Genomic DNA, 17408 nt, shown 5'->3' with positions numbered 1-17408 from the left:
ATGTATCGCTACTCTCCCTTAAGCACCATATCCAGAATATGTGCCAGAGGATCACAGGCATTTATGGCCTCCTCCACAGTATTGTTCTGGGCTCCCAGTTCCACCAGAAGTGTCCGGGGACGCAGATGCATATTGTAGCGGTAGCCCTTCAGATAGATCCTGCGGGTCAGTCCCGGGTAATACTCCGCCGCCTTCAACTGCATCTGAAAAGAAAATGCCAGATTGGCCTCCTGGTTCTCGTTGGCCAGGTAATCAATATCTCCCGTCTTGCGGGTCCTGCTCAGACCGTTAAAGAACATAAATCTTGCCGTGGGTCTCCCTTGAATATCCGTCACCAGCTTTGTCTCTTCCGCCACCTCATCCCGGTGCAGATCGATGATCACCTGGATAGAGGGATTCTCCGCAAGGATCTGTTCCACTGCCGGAAGTGCCCGGGAATACGCATTGTCTCTGGTCTCCACATCATATTGACCGGTATTGTGCAGCACCCGGTAACCATATTGTTCTGTCAGGATCTTGGTCAGGCACTCTCCCACTCCCACGATACCGGTGTTCACATCTCCCGGAACCGAATCCGCAAAAGCCTCCTGGGAATGGGTGTGGTAGATTAGGATCTGTGGTCCGTCACCTTCCTGTGGCAACGTCATATCCATTCCCAGCAGTTTTTCCACGGATAACTGATCGCTGCCTGCCATGGTATTGGCATCTATGGCATAAAAATTCCGTACCAGTGTCTCATAATCCGCAAGCTGTGTGCGGTCAATCTGCACCTGTTGTACCGCCGGACGAAAATTGCTCAATGCAGTCCCGGCTGTTGCCTCCACACTCTCCGGGATAAGGGCCGTCTGCTGCGTTTCCTCCGGCTGCGGAAGGAGAAGTTCTTCGCTGATCAGATCTTCGGTGGTCAGGGTCCGGCAGGTAGTCTCATCCTCCTCCGGATTCTGTGTCCCCTGCTGCTCCACAATACCATAGCCTAACAGCGGTACTACTTCCCACATATTCTGCTGCAGCAGTAATCCGGTACTGCCGCTTTCTCCTGACAAAGCTTCGGAACAGGCAAATACCGGAAACTCATTTTCTCCCCGATCCGCCATCAAAAGCCCACAGATAACTGTCAGCAAAAACAGTGCGATCCGCCAGACAGTATTTTTCGGATTCTTCACGGTCCGCGCTCTCCTTCCGCACTTTTTTTGTTACGACAGTTCAGCCCTCGTCAGTCACAAAGTCGCCTTGACCTGCTCTTACGTCACTTCGTGACTACCTTTGCTCGTAATCCGGTGCTCAACTCATGAACTGTTACCCTATATATATGCAGTTACGCCCAGTTTTTTTCCATGGCAATATTGATTCCCTCGGAGACCGTGTAGCTGACCCGTTTGATCACAGAATCGATATCCTTTCCGGTCATATACATATTGTTCAGTTCTGCAAAAGCCATGCGGTGCTGTCCCATATATTTGACCGCATCGAACTCCTTTTCCCCGCTCATCAGCTTCTCCAGTGCATCTCCCACAATCGTGGCGGCATCCACCACCGTGGGGATCCCGATGGCAATTACCGGTACGCCCAGGGTCTCTTCGGTCAGGGCATTGCGGTGATTGCCCACGCCGGAGCCGGGCTGAATGCCGGTATTGGTGATCTGGATCGTACGGTTCAATCTTCTGGTGCTGCGAGCCGCCAGCGCATCCACCACGATCAGCACATCCGGTTGCGTCTCCTTCACCACACCGCTTATGATTTCTGCCGTCTCCATACCGGTCTTCGCCATTACCCCCGGCTCAATACTGCTGACCAGATTCATACGGGTACAGTTGTAGGCTGCTTTGCCGTAGGCTCTGACCACGTGTCTGGTGATCAGCAGATTGTCCACCACCTGCGGTCCCAGAGCGTCTGCCGTCACTTCCCGGTTTCCCAGCCCCACGATCAATACCGACAGTTCCTCCGCTTCCCCGGGCATCATTTTCAAAAGTTCCTCCGCTAACGCCTCCGAGATCTCCCTGTGGTAATCGTCATCCGGTTCCACCATGGCCGGTGCCTCCATGGTCACATAGACACCCATGGGCTTTCCCAGTGTTTTTTCCGCATTTTTCGTATCGATGGTCACCTTGGTAATGCGGATATCCGTCTCTTCCTCATAGTGCTCGTCCACCGACACACCCCGCAGTTTGCTTTCCTCTTCATTGACACTTTCTCTTGCCTCCAGGGCCAGGTCTGTTCTGATCTGAAAAGTTTCCATTTTTTCACCCTCTGTCTGCCTTTCTTATCAATACATTTTTTACAAAAATCCGCAAAATATGTATTGACAAAAGCTCCCAGATTGTCTAAACTACAATAGTATGTTTACGTTAGTCTTCCGTGTCTGGCTAAAGTGAAACATTTCTTGTAAATTATAATTTTATTGTATACATTATGGAGGTGTACGACTTGGCTAACATTAAATCTGCAAAAAAGAGAATTTTAGTATCCCGCACAAGAGCTGACAGAAACAAAGCTATCAGATCCGGCGTTAAGACCGCTATCAAGAAGGTATACGCTGCAATCGAGACCGGTGACAAGGAAGCAGCTAAGGCTGAATTAACCGCTGCTACCAAGACCATCGAGATGGCTACTTCTAAGGGCGTTTACCACAAGAACAACGCTGCAAGAAAGGTTTCCCGTCTGAGCAAAGCTGTCAACGGAATGGCTTAATTTTTCTTGCACTGGTACAGAATTTAAGACATACAAAAGCGCCTATACCGTCATGTAGGTGCTTTTTTTGTGCCCTTTTTCAAATGTCACTTCTTGCTGCCTCATTCCAGGCAGATCCGGCTGACTGTCTTCCGCCCGTTTCATATACTTTATACACCATCTCGCTTAAAAGCTCGATGGTGTACATTTGCCAAATACCGATTCTTGTGCAAGCACAAATCTGTACCTGGCTCATCGTATACACAAAAAAGGACCTCTGCACAGTACACTATGCAGCGATCCTTTCTTATTTTTTACATCTTATATTCTTATGCCTTGCGTTCTTACAGCTTACTGCTGTGCTACATCCTTCATGGAGAAGCTGATTCTGCCCATCTTATCCTTACCCAGGCATACTACAGTCACTACATCGCCCAGAGTCAGAACATCTTCTACACGGTTGATTCTCTCCTTGGCGATCTTGGAGATGTGTACCATGCCTTCCTTGCCGGGTGCGAACTCGATGAATGCACCGAACTCCTTGATGCTGACTACCTTACCCTTGAAGATCTGGCCTTCTTCGAAATCGGTGGTGATGATCTTCACCATCTCCAGAGCCTTATCCATCATTTCCTTGTCAGTACCGCAGATAGATACCTTACCATCATCGGTGATATCGATCTTCACACCGGTACGGGCAATGATCTCATTGATGGTCTTACCACGCTGTCCTACTACATCACCGATTCTGTCGGGATCGATCTGAATGGAGATGATCTTGGGAGCGTACTTGCCAACCTCTGTTCTGGGAGCAGAGATAGCGGGCTTCATGCAGGTATCCATGATGAACAGTCTTGCATCACGGCATCTCGCAATAGCGCCTTCTACGATAGGTCTGGTCAGACCGTGGATCTTAATATCCATCTGGATCGCGGTAATACCTTCGGTAGTACCGGTTACCTTAAAGTCCATATCTCCGAAGAAGTCTTCCAGTCCCTGGATATCGGTCAGCAGAACGAAATCGTCATCGGTCTCGCCGGTTACCAGACCACAGGAAATACCTGCTACCATCTTCTTGATGGGTACGCCTGCTGCCATCAGGGACATGCAGGAAGCACAGGTGGATGCCATGGAGGTAGATCCGTTGGATTCAAAAGTCTCAGATACGGTACGAATTGCATAAGGGAACTCGTCCTCACTGGGCAGTACGGGGATCAGGGCTCTCTCAGCCAGAGCGCCGTGACCGATCTCACGTCTTCCGGGTCCGCGGGAAGGCTTGGTCTCACCTACGGAATAGGAAGGGAAGTTATAGTGATGCATATATCTCTTGCTTACTTCGTTCTCATCCAGGCCATCGATCTTCTGCTGCTCGGACAGAGGTGCCAGAGTACATACGTTACAGATCTGGGTCTGTCCACGGGTGAACATAGCGGAACCATGTACACGGGGGATGATGTCTACTTCTGCTGCCAGAGGACGGATCTGGGTGATTGCACGTCCATCGGGACGCTTGTGGTCTTTCAGGATCATCTTACGAACGGTCTTCTTCTCATACTGGTATACTGCCTCACCTAAGATAGCCAGCCACTCTTCGTTCTCAGCGAAAGCCTCTGTCAGCTTGTCGGTGATCACACGGATATTCTCCTCACGGGTCTGCTTATCATCGGTGAATACAGCTTCTTCCATCTCAGCGGGAGATACGATCTTCTTCATCTCCTCGAACATTTCAGCGGGCACTGCACAGCTGGTGTACTCATGCTTCTTCTTGCCTACTTCTGCTACAATCTTGTCGATGAAAGCAATGATGGTCTGGTTCACTTCGTGAGCCTTATAAATTGCTTCGATCATGGTTGCTTCAGGAATCTCGTTCGCTCCTGCCTCGATCATGATCACCTTTTCTCTGGTGGAAGCAACGGTCAGGTTCAGATCACCTTTCTTCCACTGCTCCTGGCTGGGATTGATGATGAACTCGCCATCGATCATGCCTACCTGGGTCATAGCGCAGGGGCCATCGAAAGGAATATCGGAAATGCAGGTAGCGATAGCTGCACCGATCATAGCCACCAACTCCGGACGACACTCGGGATCCACGCTCATTACCATGTTGTTCAGGGTTACATCATTACGGTAATCCTTGGGGAACAGGGGACGCATGGGTCTGTCGATGACACGGCTGGTCAGAATAGCATTCTCACTTGCCTTTCCTTCTCTCTTGTTGAAACCGCCGGGGATCTTACCCACAGCGTACATCTTCTCTTCATACTCTACACTCAGAGGGAAGAAATCGATACCGTCTCTGGGCTTCTCGGAAGCGGTTGCGGTACAGAGAACCGTGGTATCACCATAATGCATGAATGCACATCCGTTTGCCTGCTTACCTACACGGTTGATATCAACCACCAGAGGTCTGCCTGCAAGATCCATCTTGTAACTTTGATACATAAATTCCTCCTATCCATCGTACTGTGACTGTTATCTTTGGTGCCACGCTACGATATGAATTATTATTCTACGGGCTGGAGGATTACCGAAACTACTGAAAATTCCATGTCGCTCCCATGATCCGCAACATAATCTTTTCAGCGGTCTCGGGGCTCACTTCCATCCCGTGTGTTACCTTTTCAGGCGCGGTGAATTAGATTTTCACCGTGCATATGGATGTAATGAGAAACAAGAGAAGCGGAGCGCCGATGTAATCGGCAGACCCCGCTCACCAGTCAGCATTATTTTCTTAAGCCAAGCTTCTCGATTAATGCACGATATCTCTCAATATCCTTCTTCTTCAGGTACTCCAGAAGACCACGTCTCTGACCTACCATCTTCAGCATACCACGACGAGAATGATGATCCTTGGGGTTCTCCTTCAGATGCTCGGTAAGCTCCTGGATTCTTGCGGTCAGGACTGCTACCTGTACCTCAGGTGAACCGGTGTCACCGGGGGTTCTTGCATACTCGTTCATGATGGCTGTTTTCTTTTCCTTAGAAATCATTTCTTTTTCCTCCTGTTTTTTAAACGCCAGATACCAAGACTAAGGTCGGAGTGTCCGTAATCTGGGCATCGGCTAATCATACTATTTCAATATATCATAGTTTCTATCGGTTGTAAATATATTTTTCTATTTTGTTCGGGTAAATTTACTGTAGGAAATTAATAGACAGAGCATCCTTGAGATATGTTTCAGAATCAAAGTTTTCTCCATCATTATAACCTTTTTGTCCCTTTTTACAAACCCCAAATGTGATTTTTCAGCGCCGCTATCTTTTTGATCTGCGGATAGGGAATGTCATACACTGGCAGATCTGCCAGTACTCCCAGTTTTCGTTTGTTGGCTTTTTCCATTCTTATCATTTCTGTGGCGGAATAGATGATCTCCTCTGCACCCGATACCTGTTTCATTTCTTTTTTCTGATATCTTACCAGTTCCAGCATATTTCCCTGATTTTGACGGTAGATTCTTAACCGGGACATCTTATCTGCCCCGGTTCTGCACCATCCCAATGGTCTTGAACTCATCCTGTCTGCGTACACATGGCTCACATGCCCTTCTGCGGAACATCTTACATTGCTGTCCCCGGATTTCATGGCAATCATGATTCCAGACCAGTTCCCCAGTATGTATGCCTTCGCCTGTTCCACTGCCTTTCGCTTTGTTTCTTTGTCTGTGATTCCTATGATCCGGTCAAAGGCTCCCTCTGCCATCCACTTTTTCTTTCTGTGAATGGCTCTGTATATTTCACCCCTGGCATCCTCCGCTGAGTCTTCCAGGTGGGATGTTGCCGCTATGATGTATTTATGCATATGATATTTATCAAGGGCATACTTGGACTTCGGAATGATCTTTTCTCCTGTGCGTATCCATGCTGCTCCGTCCCCGTTGATATAAATCCTCTCAACAGCATCCAGATCATAAGCTTCATCCAGATACTCCAATACTTCTGTCCATAGTCTACCGCCTGCTTCCTGCCCATCATAAACACCTCCGAAATACTTCGGATTTATCAAGTGGGGACGTCCTTCCTCATCACCTTCTACACCTTCATAAACGTATATGATCCAGGGCATTACGGTATTTATGCGGGGATTCCTGATATCCCCTTTCTTCTCCAGATACTGAAGGGCCACATGGTCTTCATCCGCATCTATGTAAAGTGTTCTCAGTTCTTTCTTTTCCACAGTCTTCAGGGCAGGGAACTCCAGCCTGTGCAACTTGTTCATTACAGCTTCTTTGCTTATGGATTCACCGTTTATGCTGGCACTGGCACCGCCTTTTCGATAGCTGCTCTCGGATGCTTCCAGTAGAATTCTCGCTTCTGCATCTTCGGTTATCCTGGCATGATGCCCCAGCCCCATCAGCTGATCCAGAAGGTAACAGGATTCACCGGTAGCAACATTTTTGAACAGAGTTTTGTGATATACCACTTCTCCAAGACTGGTCAGCAGGGAAGTTTCATCTCTTCTGACAATGTACCAGCCCTGGCGCAGATCCTTTCTTTCCCGCAGCAATTCATCATAGGATTCCCATTCTTCCGCTATCATGCTGCATCCAAGTCTGGTCACCTCATCCGTCACACCATAGACCATTTCTGCAATCTTTGTCAGGTCATCTGTATAAGTTTTGAAAACATTTGTTAATCTTTTTACCCCATTCTCGCAAAAGTGTTGTATACTGGTAATCATGAAAGCACCCTCCTTGGATTTTTGTCTCGTCAACTTCAATCCTAACACAGGATCCCGGTGCTTTCTTTCTTTTTTCTATTAACTTTTCCTACAAAAACTTTACCCTACGTTCTATTTTCTTGCGGCCCGCTTCTGTACCTTTTCCTCGTACATCCGGCTGTCTGCAATTTTTACATAATCTGCAAAAGACAGTGCGGATTCCGGATCCGTCACGACAGTTCCGATACTCATGGACAACGGGAACGGAAGCTTCTGGGCTTTTCCCTCCGCCTCCAGTGTTCTGCGGATGCGCAGCACCAGTTCTCTGGAAACCTCATCGGACTGGTAACTCTGGATCAGGACGAATTCATCACCGCCGGTTCTGGCCGGCACAGCGTCCCGGCTGCTACACTGCATCAATGCTCTGGCTGCAGCGCAGATGGCCATATCCCCATACTCGTGTCCGAAGGTGTCATTGATGTATTTCAGACGATCCAGATCCACGAACAAGATCAGAAGTTTGCGTTTGTTCAGACCGGAAATACGGAAGGACTCCTCTCCCAGCTGTTGGTAGCCCATACGGTTATACATACCTGTCAGCGTATCCATAATATACAGGGAAGACAGCTTGCGGTTCATATAGGCCAACATTTCTTTTTTGTGAAGGTTCTCCATGGAGCGGGTCAGTGCGTTCATGATCTGGAACAGGTACTGTTTCTCCATCAGGTATACCGCATTACGGATAGCTACATAGCCAACGGTACGCTCTCCGAAATGTAACGGCAGGAACAAAAAGTCCTGTCCCGGCTTCGGATAATCGAAGGTCGGGAAGATGCCATCCACTTCCTGTCTGTCCAGATCCAGTCTCTGGTCCCTCTCGTATGCAAAGGTCATCTGCATCTGTCTCGGATAACCATGCAAGGAAAATCCCTCGTCCGAAGGGGTGGCATCCAGATGAATACTCTTCTCCGTTTCTTTTTTATAGGCATTGAGGTGATCGTCCAGCACCAGATACATGGCATCGCATTTCAGGGACGGAATGCACTGGGGAATGCAGTACATCATTTCCTCTACGGTATTGCACTGCATCATCTCTGCCTCCATGGACAGGACTTCCTCGTCGAATTCCTCACTTTCCACGCTGTACATGATCTGATCCTTCAGATGGGCTCTGGCATCCCTGCTGCTTCCTTTGCCGCAGCCACAGCTCTCCTGCCACAGCATCTCAGTATTGGTGAAATTGTACCGGGGGACACTTTCTCCCGCCCAGATTTTCAGGAGAATATCCATTCCCTTGTATGCAGCTTCCTCTCTGATATGTCCCACAGTGGTAATACTCGGCGTGTAAAATCCGGCCTTGTCGAAGTTGTCAAAGCCTGTGATACGGAAGTCCTTCGGTGCTGTAAATCCCATCTGGGCCGCCGCTTCGCATACCGCTACAGCCACATTATCATTGATACAGATAATAGCATCCGGCAGCTCTTTGTGAGTATCCCACAGATGCCTGTAGCCTTCCAATCCGCTCTTGTAGTCAAAAGAGCCGTACCAGATGTCATTCTTATCTATTTTGATCTTGTGTTCTTTGGCATAGTCAAGCATTCCCTGCAGTCGGCAGCTGCTCTCATAATTGCTGTCAGCCCCCACCAGCAGCCAGAATTTTTTGCAGTTATGCACCTCATGCATATGTGCGATCACCTGCTTCATGGCAGAATAATTGTCAATACCCACATAATAAAAATCTTCCAGCTCGTTGGCAATAGAGACTACCGGAAGGTGCGACTGCTTCGCCTTGTGGATCACTTCCGCCAGCACTGCCGGAGAGCTGATATTGTTCAATTCCAGAATAATGCCGTCGAACTCTGACAGATCCGGAAGGTTAAAAATATTATATTCTGCCCTGTTGTACCCAGCATCTCTGCTCCAGTTGCCAGTACTATTGAAAATATATAGATTTACCTCTTCGTTCGTTTCTTTTATTCTCTGTAAAATACCTGCCGGCCAGGCATAGGTAAACAACCTTCTCCAGCCGTCGGTGATCAAAGCTACTTTCCGCATATTCCTCACCCATTTTCGTCTCTGTACGAAGCCCCTTTTTTTCGTTCAGGGACCGCCGATATATACAAAAATAGTATCATAGTTCCCCGTGAAACGCAATTGTAAAAGAAAAGGCACTCGCATGTCTCCGAATGCAAAAAAGCATTGCCCCGCCCTTTTGCGAAAGCAATGCTTTTTATCAGTCGTGAATGACACGGACACATTTCACAGGTGTACGATACTTATAGCTGCTGATCTTGATACCGGTCTTCGGGCTGCTGGCGTGAATTACCTGTCCTCCACCGATATAAATAGCTACGTGATTAATATTACCCTTGCCGTTACCATAGAATACCAGATCACCGGGCTTTAGCTCGGATGCACTGATCTTGGTGCCCTCATTGGCCTGTGCTCTGGAGGAATGGCTCAGGGTAATGCCGTATTTCTTGAATACGCTGAGAACGAAACCGGAGCAGTCCGCACCCTTGGTAAGGCTGGTGCCTCCCCAGACATAAGGGTTACCTATGAACTGTTTTGCATATTCTACCAGATCTACGCGGACATCGGATACCCCCTGTCCGTAGAGAAGCTCTGTCATGGTGATGGCGGTATCCAGCTTTTCTTCCACTGTGACATAATCTTGGGATACATAAGCATCTTCGCCATCAATAGAAATCTTCACCCAGCCGTCGGAACCGGTCTCCACATACTCCATCTCTTCTCCCTGTCCCACCTGAGTCACGATCTCACTGGTGGTATTGGGCTCCTGACGTACATTCAGGCCATCGGTATTGGCAATGGCTACCGTATGAACCAGTTCCATGGCTCGGATTCTGGCTTCCGGTCCAGTCAGCAGGAATTCCTTGCTGACATAACCTTCCACTTCACCGGACTTGATATGTGCCCAGTCATCTACGGTCTCGACCACTTCACAGGCCGCATCCTTGGGAAGCTTACCTACCAACTTACCGTCTGTGGAAGATACCGCTCTCACATTCAGATTACCGGATTCCACATTGGCCACACCGATATTGGTATAGCCCCAGGAAGCTCCCTGGGCATCCTGTGCGATCTGGATGTATTCCTCCAGTGTACGCTCCGTCTCCAGGACAGAAGCCACACCGCCGGATGCCATGAGGACACTGCTTTCTGCAGCGGAAGCGGAAAGCGGTGCCGCCAGCATACACAATGCCAGGCCGGTGGCTACGATCTTTACTTGTTTTTCTCTTGTATGTTTTATCATAAATTCTTCTTTAAAATCCTTTTACAAATATATTACAGAATTGTTACATCACAAGTCTGATTATACCTGTCTGCAGGCTTCCTGTCAACCCATGGAAAAATTTTCCACTACTGTTTCCCGCCGTCGCTCCTTCCTCCGTAAAACGAAAAAACCGGCGTATGAGTGTCTGTCTGCACCCGATACGCCGGATCTCTTGTTCCAGGAATGGAACTTGTTATTTTATCTTCTATGGCCACCGCCGCCATGGCTGACACCGCTGCTGCTCCGATGACTTCCTCCGTGACCGCCGCTGTGTCCGCTGCTGTGTCCGCTACTGCTACTGCTGGTCTCGATCCTGCGGGTCACCACGTTCTTACGCAGATACTGGTCTCTGGTATTGTTGATCTTGGGCTTTTTGCCATCAAGATACTGATTGACCGTAGTAGTATCCTTTGCTTTTCTCTGATGCAGGTTCACTGCGGCATAGATCAGTGCAACGACAAGACCTGTCAGGATCCAGGGAGAAAAGGTCATCGGCATGCTTTCCTTACTTTCCTCCATGGTCCTGGTCACATAACTGATACAATTCTTATACGCTTTGTAGGGGCTTTCGTCTATGTAATCATCCACTGCGTACAGGGCCTGGTCGATCTCGTAATCGCCAAAATAATCATAGACATTTCCACAGGTAGACAGCCAGCTTCCCTTTTGTCCTTCATAGGCATTGTCCAGCAGTAGAACTCCGTTGCCGTGTACCTTGTCATAACCGAAATTGTTGTAATCATAGAAGTTATCCGCCAGATCTCTCATGGCTGTACTCCAGTCGGTACTGCCGACTTCCTTCGCATGAAATGCCTCCGCAAGACCCGGATTTTGCAGATCATACTCTACGGATTCGGAGATCGTTACGATCACGATGTCCGCCTGGATCTTTTCCTCACACTCTGCTATATATTCCCGCAGGCTCTGCTCCTCTTCGTCTGTCAGCATATCCGCATAGTCAAACACACGCTCTGTGGGATCCTGGCTGTTGCCCCGGACAGTCTTCGGTGTAAGCAGATGAACGACTGCCGCTCCGATGGTAATAACCGCCAGCACTCCGGCAATGATGAACCATACCTTAAAATATTTCAGGTACTGTCTCAGTGCTTCTTTCTTAATATCTTTTTCCATTGTCCCGTTATCCTTCCCTCATAATCTCTACACCAGACTGGCGATTGCATTCACCATGCATAGAATTGCCGCCAGTGTCACACCAAGTGTTCCCGCATAAGCCCACACCTTTGCTTTGGAAATCGGTGCAGTACCTACCAGTTTACCGGTCTGTCCGTTTACATAGAAAGGATATTCTTTGCCTTTGTAGCTATAGTCATACTTCCATACTGGCAGGAGACCATAACTTACAGAACTGTCCGTCACGTTGATGTTTTCTCCCATTTTGCGGACACTGGAATATCCAGAATAGCTGTCATGCAGCATCTTCTGTGCATCCTCCTGCATCTTGGCTTTGGCACGGCTCTCCACCAGATCGGAAGTCATATTGTAGCGTTCACTATGAAATCCAGACAGATATTCTGGCTTAAATTCCTGCAGTTCCTTGTAATCAAAGGGCTCCATCAGATCCATGACATCATCCGGCATTTCCACGGAAGCATCCACAGGAATCTTCACAAAATCAATGTCCATATCACGGACAATATCATAATATGAGGTCTCGGTATACTGTGTATTGTCGGTCGTCCAGCTACGCACCTTGGTACCTTCACCGTGGAACGTGCAGTTGGTATTGTAATCGTAGAACCAGAACGGTACATACTCACCGTAAATACCGTTCATTCTTACTTCCGACAGAAAATCCGTCGGTGCAAAAATACATTTCTCAAATTTATCACGGATCAGCTTCTTGCAGACTTCCTTGCCCATATGGAATGGAATCAGCATATGCGGTGTGTAGGCCCCGGAAATCTGATCATCCACGATCACATAATTGTCACAATAAGGACACTGTGTAGCGGAGGTGTTTACCGTCATGGGAATCTCGCCACCACAGTTGGGACATACCTTTGTCACCTTTTTCTGCGCAGCACCCTCGGCTGCTGCCATTCTGCTGACCGGCTGTCCGGCTCCCGCTGCCTGGACCGTTCCTTCCGCAGTGCCGTTTTCCTCACCGCTTGTCTCGATCACGCCGTCCTCGCGTTCTTCGCTGTCCTCACTCTCACAGAAAGGACAGAACATCTTCTTTCTCTCCGGGCTGTAAACTACATTACCGCCGCAGTTTTTACATCTAAAGATCATTTTACCCCTCGCCTTCTGCCTTTTACGACATTTTTCTTCGTAGAACCTTTTTTATCCTACCATAGATTCCATCGTATTTCCATATCGTAAAATACACATAATCTTTTCTTATCGTTCGTTTACCATGATTGTCTCATGCTTTCATCAGGTCTGCGTAATCCTCCAGCAGGAATCGGTGATAGATCACATGGCACCCTTCCTCCCGAAAACAATAACAGTAGGGATCTCCCATTTCCTCCGGGAAACGGATCATGACATCAAAGTCCTCGCCCCGCATCTCTTCCACATAAATATTCTCACTGTACCGCAAAAATAACTGTCGGATATCCTCCATCTTACAGTCATGCTGCCCGATCAGGCGGATCAGTTCATAGATGAATCCCTTCTCTGCAAAATGCTCATGGACATAAGCACTGCCTTCCTCTGGAATACAGAGGCAGAAACGATCTTCCTTACGGCTCACAGCCAGTTTTCCAAGCTTTATTGTCATGCTCTCCGGCTGTCCGGCCAGTGTAACTTCCATCTGTTCCGCCGTATCCTGTGTACCCAGCAAGTGATTCAGTGTAGATAACGGATAATACAGGCGGATCTTCTCTCTGCGGAAGCCTAATTTTGCCTGCTCCTCCAGAACCACATCCATGAGGTTTTTTTCTAATTTTTCAAATGTCATTTTCTTTTTCCTATAATTTCCCATAATCTGTCAAAAATAAAAACTATGCAGCGGAGTTTTCCTGTCCTGCATAGTTTTTATTATACAATATTCACGCATCAGAATACAATTCTATTCTACGGAAACAGACATTGCCGTTCCATTCTAATTCAGAAATTTGTCCAGCTCCGTCTCTACGATCTGCTTTTTCTTCACCTTGGGAGCACGGATCACTTTTCCCTGTACGATGACCATATCCACATTTCGAAGCACCAGTAGATCTTCTAACGGATTCTTCTCCACCACGATCATATCCGCGCATTTGCCGGGTTCCAGTGTACCGGTGATATCTCCGATACCCGCCATCTCGGCGCCGCGGCAGGTTGCGGTATACAGTGCAAAAGCGTTGGATACTCCCACATACTTGTGGAAATAGTACAGCTCCCGCCAGAAATCGTACTGGGTGATCCAGGGGCATCCCACATCATTGCCCAGCACCACCGGAATATCATTGGCAATGGCTGCCTTCGCACAGTCGATAATACCTTCAAATACAACATTGCCATTAAACTGCTCCACTTCAGAGGCATTGGTAATGGATCGGTCAAACAATGCATAAGGAAGTGCTGGAGACAATGTGGTACACAAAAATGCATTATGTTCCTTGAAAAGTGAAATCATTTCTTCATCTGCTTTTGCACCATGTTCAATGGAATCCACCCCGTTTTTCAGAGCTGCCTTTACCCCCTCCGGAGATTCCACGTGGGCTGCCACCATATACCCCATGGTGTGGGCCTTGTCACAGACTGCCTTTACCATTTCAGGGGCCATCTTCAGTTCGCCGGGCACACCCTTTTCCTTCGCATCCAGCACGCCGCCGGTGATCATAAGTTTCACCAGATCCACCTTTTGTGCCTTCGAAGTCTCTAAGTGCTGCAGCGCTTCTTCCACGCTGTCTGCGGCGATAGCTACAGAGCCTGCCATATGTCCGCCGGGCACAGAGATTCCTTCATTGGCAGCCAGAATTCTGGGGCCGGGCTTTTTACCAGCGGCAATGTCGTCCCGCAGTCTGGTGTCAAAATCTCCCAGTCCACCCACAGTACGGATCGTAGTCACACCGCTGTACAGTTCGTCTTTTGCAAAACCGCAGACCATATTGTAGGCGATAGCCTTTGTCAGGCCATTGCTCATGATCTTTTTGACCAGTGCTTCATTGTCACGCTGTTTCTTCTGGGGCTTTCCGTTGCCTGCCAGATGGACATGCATGTTGATCAGCCCCGGCAGGATATATTTTCCCTGTAAGTCGATTTCTTCATATCCGGATGCTGTCAGATTCCTTTTCCCGGCTTCCTCCGCAGGCAGGATCTCTGTAATCCTCTCATTTTCCACCAGAATAACCTGCCCCTCCTGTACCTGCATGTCTTTTGTACCGTTTAATATTTTTCCATTGGTAAATACATATTTCATATAGTGTTTCCTGACTTTCCATGTGTCTCAGACCTTCAAAAACCTAAAACAGAAATCATAGCCTTATTCCATAGCCAAAAGCGAGTCATGCTATAATATAAAATTATACCTTATAAACACCCGACCAACCACATTCATTTTAATCTATCTGTCATAATCTACGTAAGAAAATGACATAACCCATCATTCCTGATGATAGTTTAGTGATAGAAAAAGGTGATACTTATTAAATTATATAACATAACAAAAGAGGATTCCATTGTTGGCTTTCAACAAAGAATCCTCTTTTTGCAAGGGTTTTGAGCCCTTATTTTTTGTGCAATTGTTCTATTACTTATAGTTTACGATCTGCCCAAAGTCAGCCTTGAGGGAAGCGCCGCCTACCAGACCACCGTCGATGTCTGCCTGTGCAAACAGCTCGGGAGCGCTGGAAGCAGATACGGATCCGCCGTACTGGATACGGATAGCTGCTGCGGTTGCATCATCATAGATCTCAGCGATGCACTCACGGATTGCCTTACATACTTCCTGTGCCTGCTCGGTAGTAGCTACCTTGCCAGTACCGATAGCCCAGATAGGCTCGTATGCGATGACAGCAGTTGCTGCCTGTGCAGCAGTTACGTTCAGGAATGCGATCTTGATCTGCTGACGGATGAAGTCGATGGTAACACCCTGCTCTCTCTGCGTCAGAGTCTCACCACAGCAGATGATGGGAGTAATGCCATGCTCGAAAGCCTTGAGAACCTTCTTATTCACGGTCTCGTCGGTCTCTGCAAAGTACTCTCTTCTCTCGGAGTGTCCGATGATCACATACTTCACGCCTGCATCATCCAGCATTGCGGGAGAAATCTCGCCGGTGAAAGCACCCTTCTCCTCGAAATACATATTCTCCGCACCAATCATGATATTGGAACCCTTTGCTGCCTCCATAGCGGGAATGATGTCGATTGCGGGAACGCACAGAAGTACGTCTACTTCATCATTTGCTACGAGGGGCTTTAATGTATTGATCAGCTCTACTGCCTGGCTGGGAGTCATATTCATCTTCCAGTTGCCGGCAATGATCTTCTTTCTTGCCATAATCATACACCTCTTCTTTTCTTATATTGTGTTTCCCACAGGATGCATCTGTGCCTGCAGGCAGGTTCGAATACATTCCGTGGGAAAGCTTTATTATTTCTATTTATTTGTCGTCTGCTGCTGCCACGCCGGGAAGCTCTTTGCCTTCCAGGAACTCCAGGGAAGCACCGCCACCGGTAGAAATATGGCTCATCTTGTCAGCGAAACCAAGCTGGTTAACAGCTGCTGCAGAGTCACCACCACCGATAATGGTAGTTGCATCGGTCTCAGCCAGAGCCTTAGCTACAGCGATGGTACCTGCTGCCAGGGTAGGATTCTCGAATACGCCCATAGGTCCGTTCCATACAACGGTCTTAGCAGTCTTAACAGCCTCAGCATACAGAGCTGCGGTCTTGGGTCCGATATCGCATCCCTCTCTGTCTGCGGGCATGTTGGTAACATCATATACCTGAACCTCAACAGGAGCATCGATCGGGTTAGGGAAATCAGCGATGGTTACGGAATCAACAGGCAGTAACAGCTTCTTGCCCAGCTTCTCAGCCTTTTCCATCATTTCCTTACAGTAGTCGATCTTGGTATCATCTACCAGAGACTTACCGATCTCATAGCCCTGAGCCTTTAAGAAGGTGTAAGCCATACCACCACCGATGATCAGGGTATCGCACTTCTCTAACAGGTTGGAGATAACATTCAGCTTGTCTGCAACCTTTGCACCGCCCAGAATAGCTACGAAAGGTCTTACGGGATCTTCTACAGCCTTACCTAAGAAGTTGATCTCCTTCTCCATCAGGTAACCTACTACGTTCTGACCACCCTTAGCGGTGATGAACTTGGTAACACCTGCTACGGAAGCATGTGCTCTGTGAGAAGAGCCGAATGCATCACATACATACAGATCAGCCAGGTCAGCCAGTTCTTTGCTGAATTCCTCACCGTTCTTGGTCTCTTCTGCGCCACGGAAACGGGTATTCTGAAGCAGAACAACGTCGCCTTCCTTCATGTTCTCAACAGCCTTGGTAGCTGCTTCGCCGGTTACATTGTAGTCAGCTACGAAAGTAACCTCTTTGCCCAGCTTCTCGGACAGTCTCTTGGCAACAGGTGCCAGAGATTCGCCTTCGTTGGGGCCATTCTTTACCTTACCCAGATGAGAGCAAAGAATTACCTTACCGCCATCGCCTATCAGCTTCTTGATGGTAGGCAGAGCTGCAACGATACGGGTATCGTCAGTGATCTCACCATTCTTTAAGGGAACGTTAAAGTCGCATCTTACCAGGACTCTCTTTCCCTTTGCGTTAATGTCATCTACAGATTTCTTATTTAATCCCATGGTATTAACC

Annotated in this window: 14 protein-coding genes; 1 reads left to right on the top strand and 13 read right to left on the bottom strand. The window is 48.1% G+C overall.

Annotated features, from left to right (window positions below; genetic code table 11):
• Window positions 1-8: 8 nt before the first annotated feature.
• Together spoIIP and gpr are read right to left on the bottom strand one after the other, a co-directional pair.
• A complete protein-coding gene (gene spoIIP, locus ACLTOH_RS00785) occupies window positions 9-1163 on the bottom strand; it encodes a stage II sporulation protein P (RefSeq protein ID WP_412223107.1) in 1155 nt (384 codons plus the stop codon).
• Window positions 1164-1315: 152 nt separating this feature from the next.
• On the bottom strand, window positions 1316-2236 hold the full coding sequence (gene gpr / locus ACLTOH_RS00780; protein WP_117464776.1) for a GPR endopeptidase: 921 nt from the start codon (window positions 2234-2236) through the stop codon (window positions 1316-1318).
• A 188-nt stretch (window positions 2237-2424) separates the two neighbouring features.
• Between gpr and rpsT the strand changes: the two genes are divergently transcribed.
• Window positions 2425-2688, top strand: coding sequence for a 30S ribosomal protein S20 (rpsT, locus tag ACLTOH_RS00775; protein ID WP_022311808.1), 264 nt, complete (start codon window positions 2425-2427; stop codon window positions 2686-2688).
• 330 nt (window positions 2689-3018) lie between these two features.
• On the opposite strand, the gene ACLTOH_RS00770 is transcribed toward rpsT, so the two are convergent.
• From ACLTOH_RS00770 to ACLTOH_RS00720, 11 genes are all read right to left on the bottom strand, one after another.
• Window positions 3019-5109 carry a polyribonucleotide nucleotidyltransferase gene (locus tag ACLTOH_RS00770; protein WP_117464775.1) on the bottom strand — a complete coding sequence of 697 codons (2091 nt, stop codon included), beginning with the start codon at window positions 5107-5109 and terminating at the stop codon, window positions 3019-3021.
• A 281-nt stretch (window positions 5110-5390) separates the two neighbouring features.
• On the bottom strand, window positions 5391-5657 hold the full coding sequence (gene rpsO, locus ACLTOH_RS00765; RefSeq protein WP_022311806.1) for a 30S ribosomal protein S15: 267 nt from the start codon (window positions 5655-5657) through the stop codon (window positions 5391-5393).
• Between the two features lie 233 nt (window positions 5658-5890).
• On the bottom strand, window positions 5891-7345 hold the full coding sequence (locus tag ACLTOH_RS00760; protein ID WP_118540114.1) for an ISLre2 family transposase: 1455 nt from the start codon (window positions 7343-7345) through the stop codon (window positions 5891-5893).
• 111 nt (window positions 7346-7456) lie between these two features.
• On the bottom strand, window positions 7457-9379 hold the full coding sequence (locus tag ACLTOH_RS00755; protein WP_118668713.1) for a GGDEF domain-containing protein: 1923 nt from the start codon (window positions 9377-9379) through the stop codon (window positions 7457-7459).
• Between the two features lie 178 nt (window positions 9380-9557).
• A complete protein-coding gene (locus ACLTOH_RS00750; RefSeq protein ID WP_118668714.1) occupies window positions 9558-10601 on the bottom strand; it encodes a C40 family peptidase in 1044 nt (347 codons plus the stop codon).
• A gap of 219 nt (window positions 10602-10820) precedes the next feature.
• Window positions 10821-11753, bottom strand: a complete 933-nt coding sequence (locus ACLTOH_RS00745) for a TPM domain-containing protein (protein WP_412223104.1) — start codon at window positions 11751-11753, stop codon at window positions 10821-10823.
• A gap of 27 nt (window positions 11754-11780) precedes the next feature.
• Complete coding sequence (locus ACLTOH_RS00740) at window positions 11781-12875, bottom strand: hypothetical protein (protein WP_262593362.1); 1095 nt, start codon at window positions 12873-12875, stop codon at window positions 11781-11783.
• Between the two features lie 133 nt (window positions 12876-13008).
• Window positions 13009-13545 carry a DUF3877 family protein gene (locus ACLTOH_RS00735; RefSeq protein ID WP_412223103.1) on the bottom strand — a complete coding sequence of 179 codons (537 nt, stop codon included), beginning with the start codon at window positions 13543-13545 and terminating at the stop codon, window positions 13009-13011.
• A 144-nt stretch (window positions 13546-13689) separates the two neighbouring features.
• Complete coding sequence (locus ACLTOH_RS00730; RefSeq protein ID WP_412223102.1) at window positions 13690-14991, bottom strand: amidohydrolase family protein; 1302 nt, start codon at window positions 14989-14991, stop codon at window positions 13690-13692.
• A 330-nt stretch (window positions 14992-15321) separates the two neighbouring features.
• Window positions 15322-16071, bottom strand: a complete 750-nt coding sequence (tpiA, locus tag ACLTOH_RS00725; RefSeq protein WP_022154141.1) for a triose-phosphate isomerase — start codon at window positions 16069-16071, stop codon at window positions 15322-15324.
• Window positions 16072-16174: 103 nt separating this feature from the next.
• A complete protein-coding gene (locus tag ACLTOH_RS00720) occupies window positions 16175-17398 on the bottom strand; it encodes a phosphoglycerate kinase (RefSeq protein WP_337770101.1) in 1224 nt (407 codons plus the stop codon).
• Window positions 17399-17408 lie beyond the last annotated feature (10 nt).

The organism is Waltera sp., from assembly GCF_046969025.1.
Taxonomy (GTDB): Bacteria; Bacillota; Clostridia; order Lachnospirales; family Lachnospiraceae; genus Acetatifactor; species Acetatifactor acetigignens.
This window is presented reverse-complemented; position numbering and strand designations above follow the sequence as displayed.

Coding starts and splice junctions, on each gene's coding strand:
- ACLTOH_RS00755 (WP_118668713.1), bottom strand. CDS start 9,379: ATGCGGAAAGTAGCTTTGATCACCGACGGCTGGAGAAGGTTGTTTACC.
- ACLTOH_RS00745 (WP_412223104.1), bottom strand. CDS start 11,753: ATGGAAAAAGATATTAAGAAAGAAGCACTGAGACAGTACCTGAAATAT.
- ACLTOH_RS00735 (WP_412223103.1), bottom strand. CDS start 13,545: ATGACATTTGAAAAATTAGAAAAAAACCTCATGGATGTGGTTCTGGAG.
- ACLTOH_RS00740 (WP_262593362.1), bottom strand. CDS start 12,875: ATGATCTTTAGATGTAAAAACTGCGGCGGTAATGTAGTTTACAGCCCG.
- ACLTOH_RS00730 (WP_412223102.1), bottom strand. CDS start 14,991: ATGAAATATGTATTTACCAATGGAAAAATATTAAACGGTACAAAAGAC.
- rpsO (WP_022311806.1), bottom strand. CDS start 5,657: ATGATTTCTAAGGAAAAGAAAACAGCCATCATGAACGAGTATGCAAGA.
- tpiA (WP_022154141.1), bottom strand. CDS start 16,071: ATGGCAAGAAAGAAGATCATTGCCGGCAACTGGAAGATGAATATGACT.
- ACLTOH_RS00750 (WP_118668714.1), bottom strand. CDS start 10,601: ATGATAAAACATACAAGAGAAAAACAAGTAAAGATCGTAGCCACCGGC.
- gpr (WP_117464776.1), bottom strand. CDS start 2,236: ATGGAAACTTTTCAGATCAGAACAGACCTGGCCCTGGAGGCAAGAGAA.
- ACLTOH_RS00770 (WP_117464775.1), bottom strand. CDS start 5,109: ATGTATCAAAGTTACAAGATGGATCTTGCAGGCAGACCTCTGGTGGTT.
- ACLTOH_RS00760 (WP_118540114.1), bottom strand. CDS start 7,345: ATGATTACCAGTATACAACACTTTTGCGAGAATGGGGTAAAAAGATTA.
- ACLTOH_RS00720 (WP_337770101.1), bottom strand. CDS start 17,398: ATGGGATTAAATAAGAAATCTGTAGATGACATTAACGCAAAGGGAAAG.